We start from the raw sequence: 12,514 nt of genomic DNA, 5'->3' as shown, positions 1-12,514 counted from the left end.
GTCCTCCCCCTCCGCCGTCTGTCGGTCAGGTCGTGTAGTCGGCGTTGATCCGGATGTAGCCGTCGGTCAGGTCGCAGCCGTAGACGGTGAACGCGCCGCCGGCGATGCCCAGGTCGACGCTGATGACGACCTCGTCGCCCTTCATGTGCTCGGCGGCGCGCGCCAGGGTCTCGCCGGTGGCCGGGGTCGGGAAGGTCTCCACGTCACCGAAGACGATCCGCACCTTCTCCGGCACGATGTCGGTCTCCGCGTCGTTCTTGCCGACCGCCATCGCCACCCGCCCCCAGTTGGGGTCGGCGCCGTGCACGGCCGTCTTGACCAGCGGCGAGTTCACCACGGACTTGGCGACCCGCTTGGCCTGGGCGTCGTCGCGCGCGCCCGTGACGCGCACCTCCAACAGCTTGCCCGCGCCCTCGCCGTCGGAGGCGATCTTGCGCACCAGCGCCAGCGCCACGTCGTAGAGCGCCGACTCGAACGCGTCGGCGTCCACCCCGCCCGCCAGCCCGTTGGCGAAGATCGCCGCGGAGTCGCTGGTGGAGGTGTCGGTGTCGATGCTCAGCGCGTTGAACGTGCGGTCCACGACCCGGCGGAACACCGCGTCCAGGACCGGCTGCTCCAGCTCGGCGTCGGTGAAGAACCAGGCCAGCATGGTCGCCATGTTCGGCTCGATCATGCCGACGCCCTTGGCGATGCCGGTGATCGTCGCGGCCCCGACCTTGGCCGAGACCGCCTTGGGCTCGGTGTCGGTCGTCATCATCGCCGCCGCCGAGCGGTCGAGGTCGGCCGGGGGGAACTGCGCGGGAAGGCCGTCCAGGAAGGCCCGGACCTTGTCCATGGGGTAGGGAACGCCGATCACCCCGGTGGAGGCGATGAGGAGCTCCTCCGGCTCCACCCCCGCCGCCCGGGCCACACGCTCCTGCACCTCGCGGGCGTGGGCCTCGCCGGTCATCGTGGCCACGTTGGCGTTGCGGGCGATGACGGTGACCCCGCGGGCGCGGCCGTCGGCGGCGGCGCGGCGGCTCAGGACCACGCTGGACCCGGCGAACCGGGAGCGGGTGAACACCGCGGACACGTGGGCGGGGACCTCCGAGACGACGGCGAAGAAGTCGTCCTTGGGATCCTTGATCCCGATGTTGCCCGCCACGCCGCGGAAACCGGCGGGTACGGGGGTCTGGTTGCTCATCATCCTCCTCGGGCTTCGTGGCGTCAGACTACTCACCCGCGTGCCCCGCCCTGATTACGGCTACGACCTGCGAGGGTTTCGTCCTGTACGGACGTGGCGCCGGAGTGACAAGACTCCGGTAACGGGGTATCCGCCGAATGCGAGTGGACACCCGGGGGGAGGCGTGTTGTGCGTGATGGTGACTGGCTCACGGAGACGGGAGCGCAGATCAGAGGCGTCCTGAAGGTGATGGTGGACGCCCAGTGGCTGCCGGGCGGTGCCGCCGTCATCGGCACGGGCGGCATGTGGGAGTTCGTCGCGGTCGGTCGCGTGGACGAGGAGGACGACACCGCCCCGGACGTCGCCTACGACGCGGCGAGTCTGACCAAGGTGATGGCGACGTGGCCGCTCGTGGGCCAGGCGGTCGCCGAGGGAATGCTGGACCTGGACGCACCGATGTCCGAATACCTGCCGGTGGAGGACCTACCCGGAGGCGGAGTCACCACCCGGCAGATCCTGACCCACACGAGTCGGCTCAATCCGGTCACGTGGCTGGAGCGGTACGTGGGCACGGACGAGGACCTGGCCCGGGCGCTGCTGGCCGACCCGCTGGAGGACCCGGGGTACGCCTACGTCGACCGGGGGTTCATCGTGCTCGGCCTGCTCCTGGAGCGCCTGTACGGGACGGGGCTGGACCGCCTGGCGGGCGACCTGTGGGACGAGCTGGGGATGCGTTCCACGAGCTACGGGCCGCTCGCCCGCTCACCCGGGGTGGCGCCCACCGAGCGCCGCCTGGCCGGGGCCGCGCCCACCTGGGGCGTGGTCCACGACGAGGCGGCGGCGCTCATGGGCGGGGTCGCCGGGCACGCGGGCATGTTCACCACCGCCATCGACCTGGGCGCCTTCGCGCGCGAGGTCCTGCGGATGCACGAGGGCGGCGACGGGGCCATGCCGTCGTCGTACGTGCGGGCGAGCTGGCAGCCGCACGTGGACGCCGGGCAGGGCCTGTGGCGCGGCCTGGGCTGGCTGATCACCCAGGAGGGCGTGGTCTACCACAACGGGTTCACCGGGACCAGTCTGTTCCTGCATCCGGCCAGCGGCCGCTACGTGGGCGTGCTGACCAACGCCGTGCACTACGGGCGGGACCGGACGGGGCTGGTGGACCTGCGGGCGGCGGCGCGCAACGCGCTCACGCCGCAGGAGCACGGATCGAATCCGTGAGGGCGGTGAGGAACGCGGCCAGTCCGGCCGGGCCGTCGACGACGAGGTCGGCGGCCTCGGCCACGGCGGTGACCTCGCTGGAGGACGCGCACACGGTCAGGCCGGGGGTCCCCGCCGCGCGCAGCTCGCGCACCGCGTCGAACGCGGGCAGGTCGCCGAGGTCGTCACCGCCGTACAGCAGGGTCCTGGCGCCCGCCGCGGTGGCGAGCGCGGTCAGTGCGGCGCCCTTGTCCACACCCTGTGGACGAAGCTCGATCACCATCCGGCCGGGCTCCACCCGCAGGTCGGCGCGGGCCGCGAGCTCCTCCAGGTGAGGGGCGAGCCGGGCCAGGGCGGCGTCGGGTTCGGAGGTGCGGCGGGTGTGCACCGCCAGGGAACGGCCCTTGTCCTCGATGAAGGTGCCCTCGGGGGCGCCGACGCGGGCGAGAAGGCCGGGCAGCTCGGCGCGGACCAGCTCCACGCCGGGCGGGGGCTCGGCGGCGACGAGCTCGCCGTCGGACCAGCGCTCGGCGCCGTAGTGGCCGAGCACGGTCAGGTTCGGGACGCGCTCCAGCCCGCCCAGGTCGACCACGGTGGCGGCGGCGCGGCCGGTGATCACCGCGATCGTGCCGATGAGCGGGGACAGCGCGGCCAGCGTCGCCACGATCCCGGGGTAGGGGGCGGACTCGCGCGGATCGTCGACGATCGGCGCGAGCGTGCCGTCGAAGTCGAAGGCGACCAGGGCGGTGGCCGGTTCGGCCAGAAGCGCGGTGAGCGCGGCGCGTCCGGCGTCCGTGCTCGGCTGGGGCAGGGACATCGCAGACCTCTCCGGAGGGGACGGGTCACGGCGGCGGGCAGGGGACGCCAGACTATCGGCGCGCCCCCGCCCGTTCCGGTCCAGGCCCCTGTGTCGGGGGATCGTCGGCTGTGGGGGATGGGACGGCCGTGGGGGATGGGACGGCCGTGTGCGGTGGGCAAACGGGGTGGCGCGGGGATGGCCCGCGCGACACGCCCGGCGGGCGTCGACCTTCCTCATGCGGAGCGTCGGCGCCGACGGGGGCCGGAGAACACGGTGGCCGCGGTGTGTGGGGACGGAACGCCGTCAGAGCTGTATGCCCAGGCGGCGGGCATTGCGCTGGCGGCGGCGGTCGGCGCGCAGACGGCGCAGCCGCTTGACGGTGAGCGGGTCGAACGCGAGCGCCTCGGGGCGCTCCACCAACCCGTTCAACAGCTGGTAGTAACGGGTCGCGGAGAACCCGAACTCGTCACGGATCGCCTGCTCCTTGGAACCCTCGAACTTCCACCACTGGCGTTCGAAGGCGAGGATGCGCTGTTCGCGTTCGGCGAGAGCCGACTGACCGTGGTCGGTCGGACCGATATTCGGCATGGGACACCCCCTGGACGGGAAATTGGTTTGTCCGGATCGGCGCGACTCATGCTAGCGACTCGACATGCCGCGTGCGGAGGGGAAAGCCCAGGACTGGCACCGGGGATACAGTTGCGTTCCCTGACCACGAGTCCCTTGTTCGCGCCGGAAACCTGTGCTCATGGCAGGATGTGGAGGGTCCGGGGAGGGCCGGGGAGAACGCCGACCGCATCGTTTGAGGGAGCCTGACGTGCTCGGGGGCAACAGCCGCAACAGGACGCACAAACGTCACCTACGAACGGCGGTGGCCGGCACGGCCGCGGCCGTGTTCGGGTTCGCACCGGCCCCCGTCGCGGCCGACGACATCCCCGACTTCCGGCCGGAGCAGTGGGGTCTGATCTCCATCGGCGCCCCGGACGTGTGGGAGGAAACACAGGGCGAGGGCACCACGGTGGCCCTGCCGGGGTTCGCCGTGGTCGAGGACCACCCGGACCTGCGCGACAACCTCACCGTCGACACCGAGTTCGGCGAGGGTGGCGATGAGGTGACCGGTACCGCCGCGGCCGCGCTCGTGGCCGCGCACGGGCACGGCATGGACGCCGACGGCGGTGTGCTCGGCGCGGCGCCGGACGCCGCGCTGCTCGCGCTGCCGACCGAGGACGACCTGCCCGGGGCGGTGCGGCACGCGGCGAACGAGGGCGCGCCGGTCATCCTGCTGCCGGAGAACGACGGCGGGGACGACCTGGCCGCGGCCACCGAGGAGGCCGCCGGGTCCGGCGCGCTGGTCGTGGGGCCCGCCGACGGCGGCGACGACCCCAACGTTCTGGCCGTGGCGGGCGTGGACGAGGACGGCGCGCTCATCCCGGACTCGGCCGAGGCCGGCGCGATCGACCTCACCGCGCCGGGAGCCGACCTGGACACCGCCGACCCCGAGCTGGGCGCCGCCCAGGTCACCGGCACCCCCTACGCGGCCGCCATGGCCGCCGGCGCGGCCGCCCTGCTGCGCACGCACTACCCCCAGCTGGGCCCGGCCGAGATCCGCACGGCGCTGGTCGAGGGGTCCCAGCAGGGCCCCGACGGGCTGCCCGCCCTGCACGTGCCCACCGCCGACGCCGAGGCGGGCGGGACGGCCGAGGACGTCCCGATGATCGACGAGGACCTGGCCGACCGCGCCGACGAGGGCGGTGGCGTCCCGGTGTGGGCGTGGTTCGCCAGCATCGGCGCCGTGCTCGTGCTGGGGGTCCTGCTCCTGGTCGTGTGGGTGCGCCGCTCCAGCGCCGACCCCTACGGCGTCAAGGCCGAACGCGCCGCGGAGGACGAGCGGATCGCGGCCGAGCGCGCGGCCGAGTCCGGGCCGGAGAGCCGCCGCAGGCAGAAGGGCGGCCGCCGCCGCAAGCCGCGCCGCGGCGCCTGACGCCCCAGGTCACCACACCCGGTGCCGTGGCGGTGCCGCCCCGCCGCCGCGCCCGCGGTCCACGTCCCGTCGGTGCGGCGCCCGCAAGGGCGCGGTACCCGCCCTTCCACCGCGTGCGCCGGGGCGGTATACACGTCAGGGACCGGATTTCCGGCGCGACAGGGACATGTGGGGCGTGGTGAGGCGTGGACGCGGGTGTCGATGATGTCGGTGGCTACCGGCTCATCAGGGAGCTCGGCCGTGGCGGGTTCGGCTCCGTGCACCTCGCGCGGGCTCCGGGCGGTGGTCTGGCCGCGGTGAAGCTCCTGCACCTCGCTCCGGACACGGATCCGCGCTTCGCGCAGATGTTCGCCCGCGAGGTGGAGGCCGCGCGGCGCGTCAGCCCCTTCTGCGTGGCCCAGGTCCTGGACGCCGACCCCCACGCCGCGCGGCCGTGGATCGCCACCGAGTACATCGAGGGGCGCACGCTCGCGGAGGAGATCGACTCCGAGGGCCCGCGCGGCGACGGCGCCCTCCAGCGCCTGGCCGTGTCCACGGCGACGGCGCTGTCCGCGATCCACGGCGCGGGGGTCGTGCACCGCGACTTCAAGCCCGAGAACATCATGCTGGGCCCGGACGGCCCGCGGGTGATCGACTTCGGGATCGCCAGGGCGTTCGAGGAGACGGCGGGCTTCACCGCCACGTCCAGGATCGGGACACTGCACTACATGGCGCCCGAGCAGTTGGAGGACGCGGCCCGGCTCACCCCGGCCCTGGACGTCTTCGCCTGGGGCGCGGTCATGATCTACGCCGCGAGCGGGCGCCACGCCTTCGCCGGTCACAGCCAGACGGCGGTCATCAAGAAGATCCTGATGGACGAGCCGGACGGCTCGGCGGTCCCCTCGCACCTGCGAGAGCTCGTCCTTCGTTGCCTGGAGAAGGCACCGGAACGCCGTCCGAGCGCGCACCAGATCCTCGACACGCTCCTCGGGCGCCCCGGGCACGGCACGGCCGCCGAGGCGGCAGTGGAGGCGGAGGAGACGGAGGACGCGGTCGCGACCCGGATCGTCACGCCGGAGGGGACGCTCCTCCAGCCGACTCTGCGTGAGACGCTTCGGCCCCAGGTCGGGGCCCCGGTGGCATCGCCCGCGGACTCCGGCACACCCGCGGCCCCGGAGCAGGACCGGACTCCCGCCAGGGAGCGGTCCGGTGCGCCGCTCCGGTCGGACGCGCCGGCCTCCCCGGAGCCGGTCCCTCCGTTCACGTTCGCCGGGCGGTTCCACGACCGGTCGGACACGCTGGCCGAGGCGATGTGGGCGAACCCGCGGGCCGCGGCCGAGGTCTTCGCCGACCCCGACGAGCGCGCGGCCCTGGCCGCCTGGGTGATCGAGGACCTCCGGGACGCGCGGATCGACCGCGGCCTCTTTCGCCGGCGGCCGGCGGACGCCGACCTCGCGGTCGCCCGGTTCATCGCCCAGGTGCGGCCGGATCTGCCTCCCGCCTACAAGGGGCGGGAACTCCCGCTGTCCGCGCTGCGGGAGGCCGCCGAGCGGACGCCGGACGCGATGGACTCCGGCCTCGACGTCTCCCTGGAGGTGTTGGAGGTGATGGCCGAGCACGGCTGCCAGGACGCCGCCCACACCTGCGGGGCGGGAAGCGGCTGCGACGAGTACCGGCGGCTGGCGGAGACGGTGCGGTCGGCACTGGGCGTCTACCTCACCGCGAGCGCTCCCTACGTGTCGTGGCTGTCCGATCCGGACGGCGTCGGCGACCGGATCGGTGAGGAGGTCGCCGAGACCCCGTTCGTCCTCGCGGCCCTCGCGCCGCGGGCCTGGAGCGAGAACGTCCAGCGGCACCGCGCCCGCGTGCCCACGCTGTGGCGGTCGACCCTGCCGGAGGTGCCCCCCGCGACGGCGCCGTTGGCGGAGCGGATCGGGCGCGCGATGGTGATCCCCGTGTTCGCGCCCGCCCTCCATGCCCTCGCCGATCGGGGGCGCGAACTCGAAGGTGAGAAGCGGCGCCTCCAGGACTACGCGAACCGGGAACGGGCGCGGTCCCGGGGCCAGAACTTCGGCGGCTACCTGGGGGCGGCCGCCGCGGCAGTCCTCCTCATCACGGTCGCGGGCGGAGGACTGGTCTCCTTCGACTGGCCGCGCTTCTGGTGGGGGCTGGTCCTGGCCGTCGTGGCCTACTTCGGCGTCTTCGCGCTCGTCCACCACCTGGTGCTGAAGGAAGCGGAAGTCCCGAGCGAGGGGGAGGGCAAGGACCTGTACCCCGCCGTGGAGGGGGCCGCGGAGAAGGCGGACCGGGCCGACGCCGCGGCCGCCGAACTGGGCAGGGAGACGCGCCGGCTGCACGCGCTCAGGAGCCGTGCGCCGCGTCCCGGCACGCGGTGAGCGCACACGGGGCGGAGCGAGGGCGGGCGGACGGCGACGCGAGCCCCGCGCCCTCAGGGGGCCTTCCGCCGGCGTGACGCCAGACCACGAGAGTGTGCGCATGGTGCCGGAGTGTGCGCCCGCCGCGCCCGCCGTCGCTCATGGTCACGGCGGCGTCGACACATCGTGAGAAAGTCGTGCATGTGCATATGTAAGCACCGTCAGATGCCTTGACGTGGGCGGACGAGCGGAGAAGGCTTTGTGGAATGTCACCCCTTGAAGCGTCTCCGTTGCCCTCACGAGGCGAGCCCGTGCGCGAGGCCCCCGAGTCACGCAACCTCGTCAATGGGCGTGTGCACATCATTCCCTATGACCCCAAGTGGCCCTACCTGTTCAAGCGGGAGGCGGCGCGCGTGCGCGGGGCGCTGGGCGAGCGCGCCCTGCGGATCGAGCACGTGGGCTCCACCGCGGTGTCGGGCCTGCCCGCCAAGCCCTGCGTCGACATCCTTCTCGTCGTCGCCGACGCCTCCGACGAACCCGCCTACGCCGCCGACCTCCAAACCGCCGGATACTCCCTGGTCATCCGCGAACCCGACTGGTTCGAGCACCGGCTCTTCAAGGGCCCCGACGTCAACCTCAACCTGCACGTGTTCGGTGAGGGCTGCGCGGAGGTGGACCGGATGCTCCGCTTCCGTGACCGCCTCATCGCGGACCCCGGCGCGCGCGAGCGCTACACCGCCCGCAAGCGGGAACTGGCCGAGCGCACCTGGCAGCGCGTCCAGGACTACGCCGACGCCAAGTCCGGCGTCATCGAGGAGATCCTCGCCGAGGTGGCGGCCGCCGAGTAGGACCCTCCGCCGGCCGAGGGCCGGCAGCACCGGGAGCGCGTCCCGTTCCACCGACGGCGGACGCGCTCCGAGTCATGCCCGGGGCCGGTAGAGTGTGGCCGGTATAGTTATTGGTTGCGTGAGGAAGGCGCCGCATGGTCGAGATCCTGAGCCCCGCCGAGGTGTCACGAGCGAGGGACACGGGCGCCCTGGTCGCCGACATCCTGCGCACGGCGCGCAGCCGTACCACGGTCGGCACGAACCTGCTGGACATCGACCAGTGGGCCCAGGCCATGATCCAGGAGGCCGGCGCGCAGTCCTGCTACGTCGACTACGCGCCCTCCTTCGGGCGCGGCCCGTTCGGCCACTACATCTGCACGGGCGTCAACGACGCCGTGCTCCACGGACTGCCGCACGACTACGCGCTCGCCGACGGCGACCTGCTGACACTCGACCTCGCCGTCTCCCTGGGCGGCGTCGCCGCGGACGCGGCCATCAGCTTCATCGTGGGCGAGTCACGGCCGCCCGAGAGCGTCGCGATGATCCGCGCCACCGAACGCGCGCTGAGCGCGGGGATCGCCGCCGCCGGGCCGGGGGCCCGCACCGGGGACATCTCCCACGCCATCGGCGCGGTGCTCAGCGCGGAGGGCTACCCGATCAACACCGAGTTCGGCGGCCACGGCATCGGATCGACGATGCACCAGGACCCGCACGTGGCGAACACCGGACGGCGCGGCCGGGGCTACAAGCTGCGCCCCGGCCTGATGCTCGCCCTGGAGCCGTGGGTCATGGCCGACACCGCCGAGCTCGTCACCGACCCCGACGGCTGGACGCTGCGCAGCGCGACGGGCTGCCGGACCGCGCACAGCGAGCACACGATCGCCATCACCCACGACGGGGCCGAGATCATCACCCTGCCGAGGTAGGCACGCGGGCGGCCGCGAGGCGTACGGGACTGGCCGCGAGCCGCGCGGGACGGCCAGACGCGCCGGAAGCGCCGGAAGCGCGGAGCGCCCCGCGCCTACCCGAGGGAGCGCAGCTGGTCCTGGAACCACTTGCGCGGCGGCAGCGCCACCGCCGCCTCCCGCAGGCCCTCGCGGCGCTTGCGGCGCTCGACCTCGTCCATCGACAGGGCCTGGTGCAGGGCCTCCGCCGTCTCGACCGTGTCGAACGGGTTGACCAGCAGCGCGTGCTCGCCCAACTCGTCGGCGGCGCCCGCCTCCCGCGAGAGCACCAGGACCGAGTCCCGCTTGGAGAGCACCGGCCCCTCCTTGGCCACGAGGTTCATCCCGTCCCGGACCGGGTTGACCAGCAGGACGTCGGCCAGCTGGAACGACGCCAGCGAACGCGGGTAGTCGTCGTTGACCTCCAGCACCAGCGGGGTCCACTCGGCGGTCGCGAACTCCTCGTTGATCTCCTTGGCCACGCGCAGGACCGCGTCGGTGTACTCGCGGTACTCCGGCACGTCGCCCCGGCTCGGGTAGGCGAACGCCAGGTGCGTCACGCGGCCGCGCCACTCCGGGTGCGCCGTGAGCAGCTCCCGGTAGGCCTCCAGGCCGCGCACGATGTTCTTGGACAGCTCCGTGCGGTCGACCCGCACGATGAGCCGCGTGTCGCCGACGATCTCCTCCAGGGTCTCGCGGCGGGCGGCCACCGCCGGCTCGGCGGCGCTCTCGTTCAACCCCGCCTCGTCCGCGCCCAGGGCGTGCACGCCCACGCTGATCACCCGGCCGCCGTAGTCGACCGTGCGGCGGGCGAGGTCGACGTCGGCGCGCAGGATCTCGGCGCAGCAGCGCAGGAACGCGTCGGCCCAGCGCGGGCTGAGGAAGCCGAGCCGGTCCGCGCCGAGCATGCCCTCCAACAGCTCGCGCGCGACCTGGGCGGGCAGCATCCGGAAGTACTCCGGGGGCGCCCAGGGGGTGTGCGAGAAGTGCGCGATGCGCAGGTCCGGGCGGCGGGTCCGCAGGATCCGCGGCACCAGGGCCAGGTGGTAGTCCTGCACCGCCACCCGCGCGCCGTCGGCGGCCCCGCTCACCAGGGCCTCGGCGAACGCGTTGTTGTAGGCGGTGTAGTCCTCCCACAGGCGCTGGAAGTGCGAGCCGAACGAGGGCTTGCCCGGGATGTCGTACAGCATGTGCTGCACGAACCAGAGGGTGGAGTTGGCGACGCCGGTGTAGGCGCCCTCGAAGGTCTCGCGGGGCATGTCGATCATGTGCACGCGCATGCCGCCGAGGTCGTGGGCGCGGTCCAGCCGTGCCTCGGGGGCCTCCTCGGCGGCGCGCCGGTCGGCGTCCGACAGGGCGGCGCACACCCAGAGGCCGTCGATCTCGGTGGCGACGGAGATCATCCCCGAGACCAGTCCGCCACCGCCGCGACGGGACTCCAGGGTGCCGTCGTCGGAGACCGAGAAGGACACCGGTCCCCGGTTGGAGGCGATGAGGATCTGTGCCTTGTCCACGTGCTCGTCCTCTCGAAGGCGCGAATGCGACTGGGGTAGGGCTGTCGGGGTACGTCGACGCCTGCGCGCGCGTCGGGCGCTCCTTCATGTTTCGCCTGCGGACGGCCTCCCCAAACCCGCTCCAGGTCAGCGGTCGCTCAGGTCACACCGGCGAAACAACGCACGTGCACGCGCCGTGACCTGACCGGGGCCGTCTCACCATGTGAGTCACATTGTGTAACGCGGATCACCCGGCGTGGAAATCGGGCCGACACGTCCGTTACAGTGACGGTGCGGATCCGACAGGATCGGCGCAAAACTTCATATTGCTCATCCAGAGGGGTGGAGGGACCGGCCCTGCGAAGCCCCGGCAACCATCTCGGTACGCGAGACTCACGTTCCCCGTGAGGCGACCGAGACAGGTGCCAACTCCGGCCTGGGGTCAAGGTGGCCACCAGGGAAGATGAGGGGAGACGCCTCGCCATGGCGATTACCGCCGCTGAACCCACCTCCGTCCGCTCCTTCGGTCCCGGGACCGCCCTGTCCTGCCGCGAGTGCGGGCAGCGCTACGAGCTCACTCCCAAATTCGCCTGCGAGTTCTGTTTCGGCCCCCTGGAAGTCGCCTACGACTTCGGGACCGTCACCCGCGAGGACATCGAGAGCGGCCCCAACAACATCTGGCGCTACCGCTCCCTGCTGCCGGTCCCGACGAACGTCGCCGAGCTGCCGAACATGAACCCCGGCCTGACGCCGCTGGTCAGGGCCGACCGCCTCGCCGCCGAACTCGGCTTCGACTCGCTCCACGTCAAGGACGACTCCGGCAACCCCACGCACTCCTTCAAGGACCGCGTGGTCGCGATCGCCGTCGAGGCCGCCCGCACCTTCGGCTTCACCACCCTGTCCTGCTCCTCCACCGGCAACCTCGCCGGCGCGGTCGGCGCCGCCGCCGCGCGGGCCGGGTTCGAGTCCTGCGTGTTCATCCCCGCCGGACTGGAGGAGGCCAAGGTCGTCATGGCCGCGGTCTACGGCGGCAAGGTGGTGGCCATCGACGGCAACTACGACGACGTCAACCGCTTCTGCTCCGAGCTCATCGGCGACCCGATCGGCGAGGGCTGGGGCTTCGTCAACGTCAACCTGCGGCCGTACTACGGCGAGGGCTCCAAGACGCTGGCCTACGAGATCGCCGAGCAGCTCGGCTGGCGCCTGCCCGAGCAGATCGTCATCCCGATCGCCTCCGGGTCCCAGCTCACCAAGATCGACAAGGGCTTCCAGGAGCTCATCAAGCTCGGCCTGGTCGAGGACCGGCCGTACAAGATCTTCGGTGCGCAGGCCACCGGCTGCTCCCCGGTCGCCAAGGCCTGGGAGGAGGGCCACGACGTGATCCAGCCGGTCAAGCCCGACACCATCGCCAAGTCGCTGGCCATCGGCAACCCGGCGGACGGGCCCTACGTGCTCGACATCGCCAAGCGCACCGGCGGGTCCGTCGAGCACGTGGGCGACGACGAGGTCGTCGACGCGATCCGGCTGCTGGCCCGCACCGAGGGCGTCTTCGCCGAGACCGCGGGCGGCGTCACCACCGGCGTGCTGCGCAAGCTGGTGCGCGAGGGGCGGATCGACACCAAGGCCGAGACCGTGGTGCTCAACACCGGCGACGGGCTCAAGACCCTGAACGCCGTCGACGCCGGGGTCACCGCGACGGTCAAGCCGTCCCTGGCCGCGTTCACCGCCGCCGGTCTCGCCTAGCGCGACCGCCA

The 12,514-nt window shown here is 72.8% G+C and carries 10 protein-coding genes and 1 riboswitch; of the genes, 6 read left to right on the top strand and 4 right to left on the bottom strand.

Going from position 1 to position 12,514, the window contains the following annotated elements; all coding sequences use genetic code 11:
* Positions 1 to 25: 25 nt before the first annotated feature.
* Positions 26 to 1,183 (bottom strand): bifunctional glutamate N-acetyltransferase/amino-acid acetyltransferase ArgJ, encoded by a 1,158-nt coding sequence (argJ, locus tag DFP74_RS07340; RefSeq protein ID WP_121181007.1) that lies wholly within the window; start codon positions 1,181 to 1,183, stop codon positions 26 to 28.
* 168 nt (positions 1,184 to 1,351) lie between these two features.
* Between argJ and DFP74_RS07335 the strand changes: the two genes are divergently transcribed.
* Entirely contained in the window at positions 1,352 to 2,383 is a 1,032-nt protein-coding gene (locus DFP74_RS07335; protein ID WP_121181006.1) for a serine hydrolase, read from the top strand.
* On the opposite strand, the gene otsB is transcribed toward DFP74_RS07335, so the two are convergent.
* Positions 2,352 to 3,179 (bottom strand): trehalose-phosphatase, encoded by an 828-nt coding sequence (otsB, locus tag DFP74_RS07330; RefSeq protein WP_121181005.1) that lies wholly within the window; start codon positions 3,177 to 3,179, stop codon positions 2,352 to 2,354. The genes DFP74_RS07335 and otsB overlap by 32 nt on opposite strands.
* A gap of 285 nt (positions 3,180 to 3,464) precedes the next feature.
* Complete coding sequence (locus tag DFP74_RS07325; RefSeq protein ID WP_121181004.1) at positions 3,465 to 3,749, bottom strand: DUF3263 domain-containing protein; 285 nt, start codon at positions 3,747 to 3,749, stop codon at positions 3,465 to 3,467.
* Between the two features lie 229 nt (positions 3,750 to 3,978).
* Here DFP74_RS07325 and DFP74_RS07320 point away from each other — a divergent pair, with 229 nt between their 5' ends.
* The 4 genes from DFP74_RS07320 to map all read left to right on the top strand — a co-directional run bounded on the left by DFP74_RS07320 (position 3,979) and on the right by map (position 9,249).
* Positions 3,979 to 5,142, top strand: a complete 1,164-nt coding sequence (locus DFP74_RS07320) for a S8 family serine peptidase (protein ID WP_233570848.1) — start codon at positions 3,979 to 3,981, stop codon at positions 5,140 to 5,142.
* 185 nt (positions 5,143 to 5,327) lie between these two features.
* Positions 5,328 to 7,517 (top strand): serine/threonine-protein kinase, encoded by a 2,190-nt coding sequence (locus DFP74_RS07315; RefSeq protein ID WP_121181002.1) that lies wholly within the window; start codon positions 5,328 to 5,330, stop codon positions 7,515 to 7,517.
* Between the two features lie 245 nt (positions 7,518 to 7,762).
* A complete protein-coding gene (locus DFP74_RS07310) occupies positions 7,763 to 8,344 on the top strand; it encodes a GrpB family protein (protein WP_121181001.1) in 582 nt (193 codons plus the stop codon).
* Positions 8,345 to 8,478: 134 nt separating this feature from the next.
* Positions 8,479 to 9,249: a type I methionyl aminopeptidase gene (gene map, locus DFP74_RS07305; RefSeq protein WP_121181000.1), complete on the top strand. Its 771-nt coding sequence runs from the start codon at positions 8,479 to 8,481 to the stop codon at positions 9,247 to 9,249.
* Between the two features lie 95 nt (positions 9,250 to 9,344).
* On the opposite strand, the gene DFP74_RS07300 is transcribed toward map, so the two are convergent.
* Positions 9,345 to 10,781 (bottom strand): trehalose-6-phosphate synthase, encoded by a 1,437-nt coding sequence (locus tag DFP74_RS07300; protein WP_121180999.1) that lies wholly within the window; start codon positions 10,779 to 10,781, stop codon positions 9,345 to 9,347.
* 306 nt (positions 10,782 to 11,087) lie between these two features.
* A riboswitch (SAM riboswitch) is annotated at positions 11,088 to 11,230 on the top strand.
* A 13-nt stretch (positions 11,231 to 11,243) separates the two neighbouring features.
* Between DFP74_RS07300 and thrC the strand changes: the two genes are divergently transcribed.
* A complete protein-coding gene (gene thrC, locus DFP74_RS07295) occupies positions 11,244 to 12,503 on the top strand; it encodes a threonine synthase (RefSeq protein ID WP_121180998.1) in 1,260 nt (419 codons plus the stop codon).
* The last annotated feature ends 11 nt before the right edge of the window (positions 12,504 to 12,514 follow it).

Source organism: Nocardiopsis sp. Huas11 (assembly GCF_003634495.1).
GTDB lineage: Bacteria > Actinomycetota > Actinomycetes > Streptosporangiales > Streptosporangiaceae > Nocardiopsis.
The sequence above is the reverse complement of the archived record's forward strand: the minus strand, read 5'-3'. Positions and strand labels throughout refer to the sequence as shown.

What these genes read in the sequence shown, in the direction of transcription:
- argJ (WP_121181007.1), bottom strand. Translation starts at nt 1,183, where the DNA reads ATGAGCAACCAGACCCCCGTACCCGCCGGTTTCCGCGGCGTGGCGGGC.
- otsB (WP_121181005.1), bottom strand. Translation starts at nt 3,179, where the DNA reads ATGTCCCTGCCCCAGCCGAGCACGGACGCCGGACGCGCCGCGCTCACC.
- DFP74_RS07325 (WP_121181004.1), bottom strand. Translation starts at nt 3,749, where the DNA reads ATGCCGAATATCGGTCCGACCGACCACGGTCAGTCGGCTCTCGCCGAA.
- DFP74_RS07310 (WP_121181001.1), top strand. Translation starts at nt 7,763, where the DNA reads ATGTCACCCCTTGAAGCGTCTCCGTTGCCCTCACGAGGCGAGCCCGTG.
- map (WP_121181000.1), top strand. Translation starts at nt 8,479, where the DNA reads ATGGTCGAGATCCTGAGCCCCGCCGAGGTGTCACGAGCGAGGGACACG.
- thrC (WP_121180998.1), top strand. Translation starts at nt 11,244, where the DNA reads ATGGCGATTACCGCCGCTGAACCCACCTCCGTCCGCTCCTTCGGTCCC.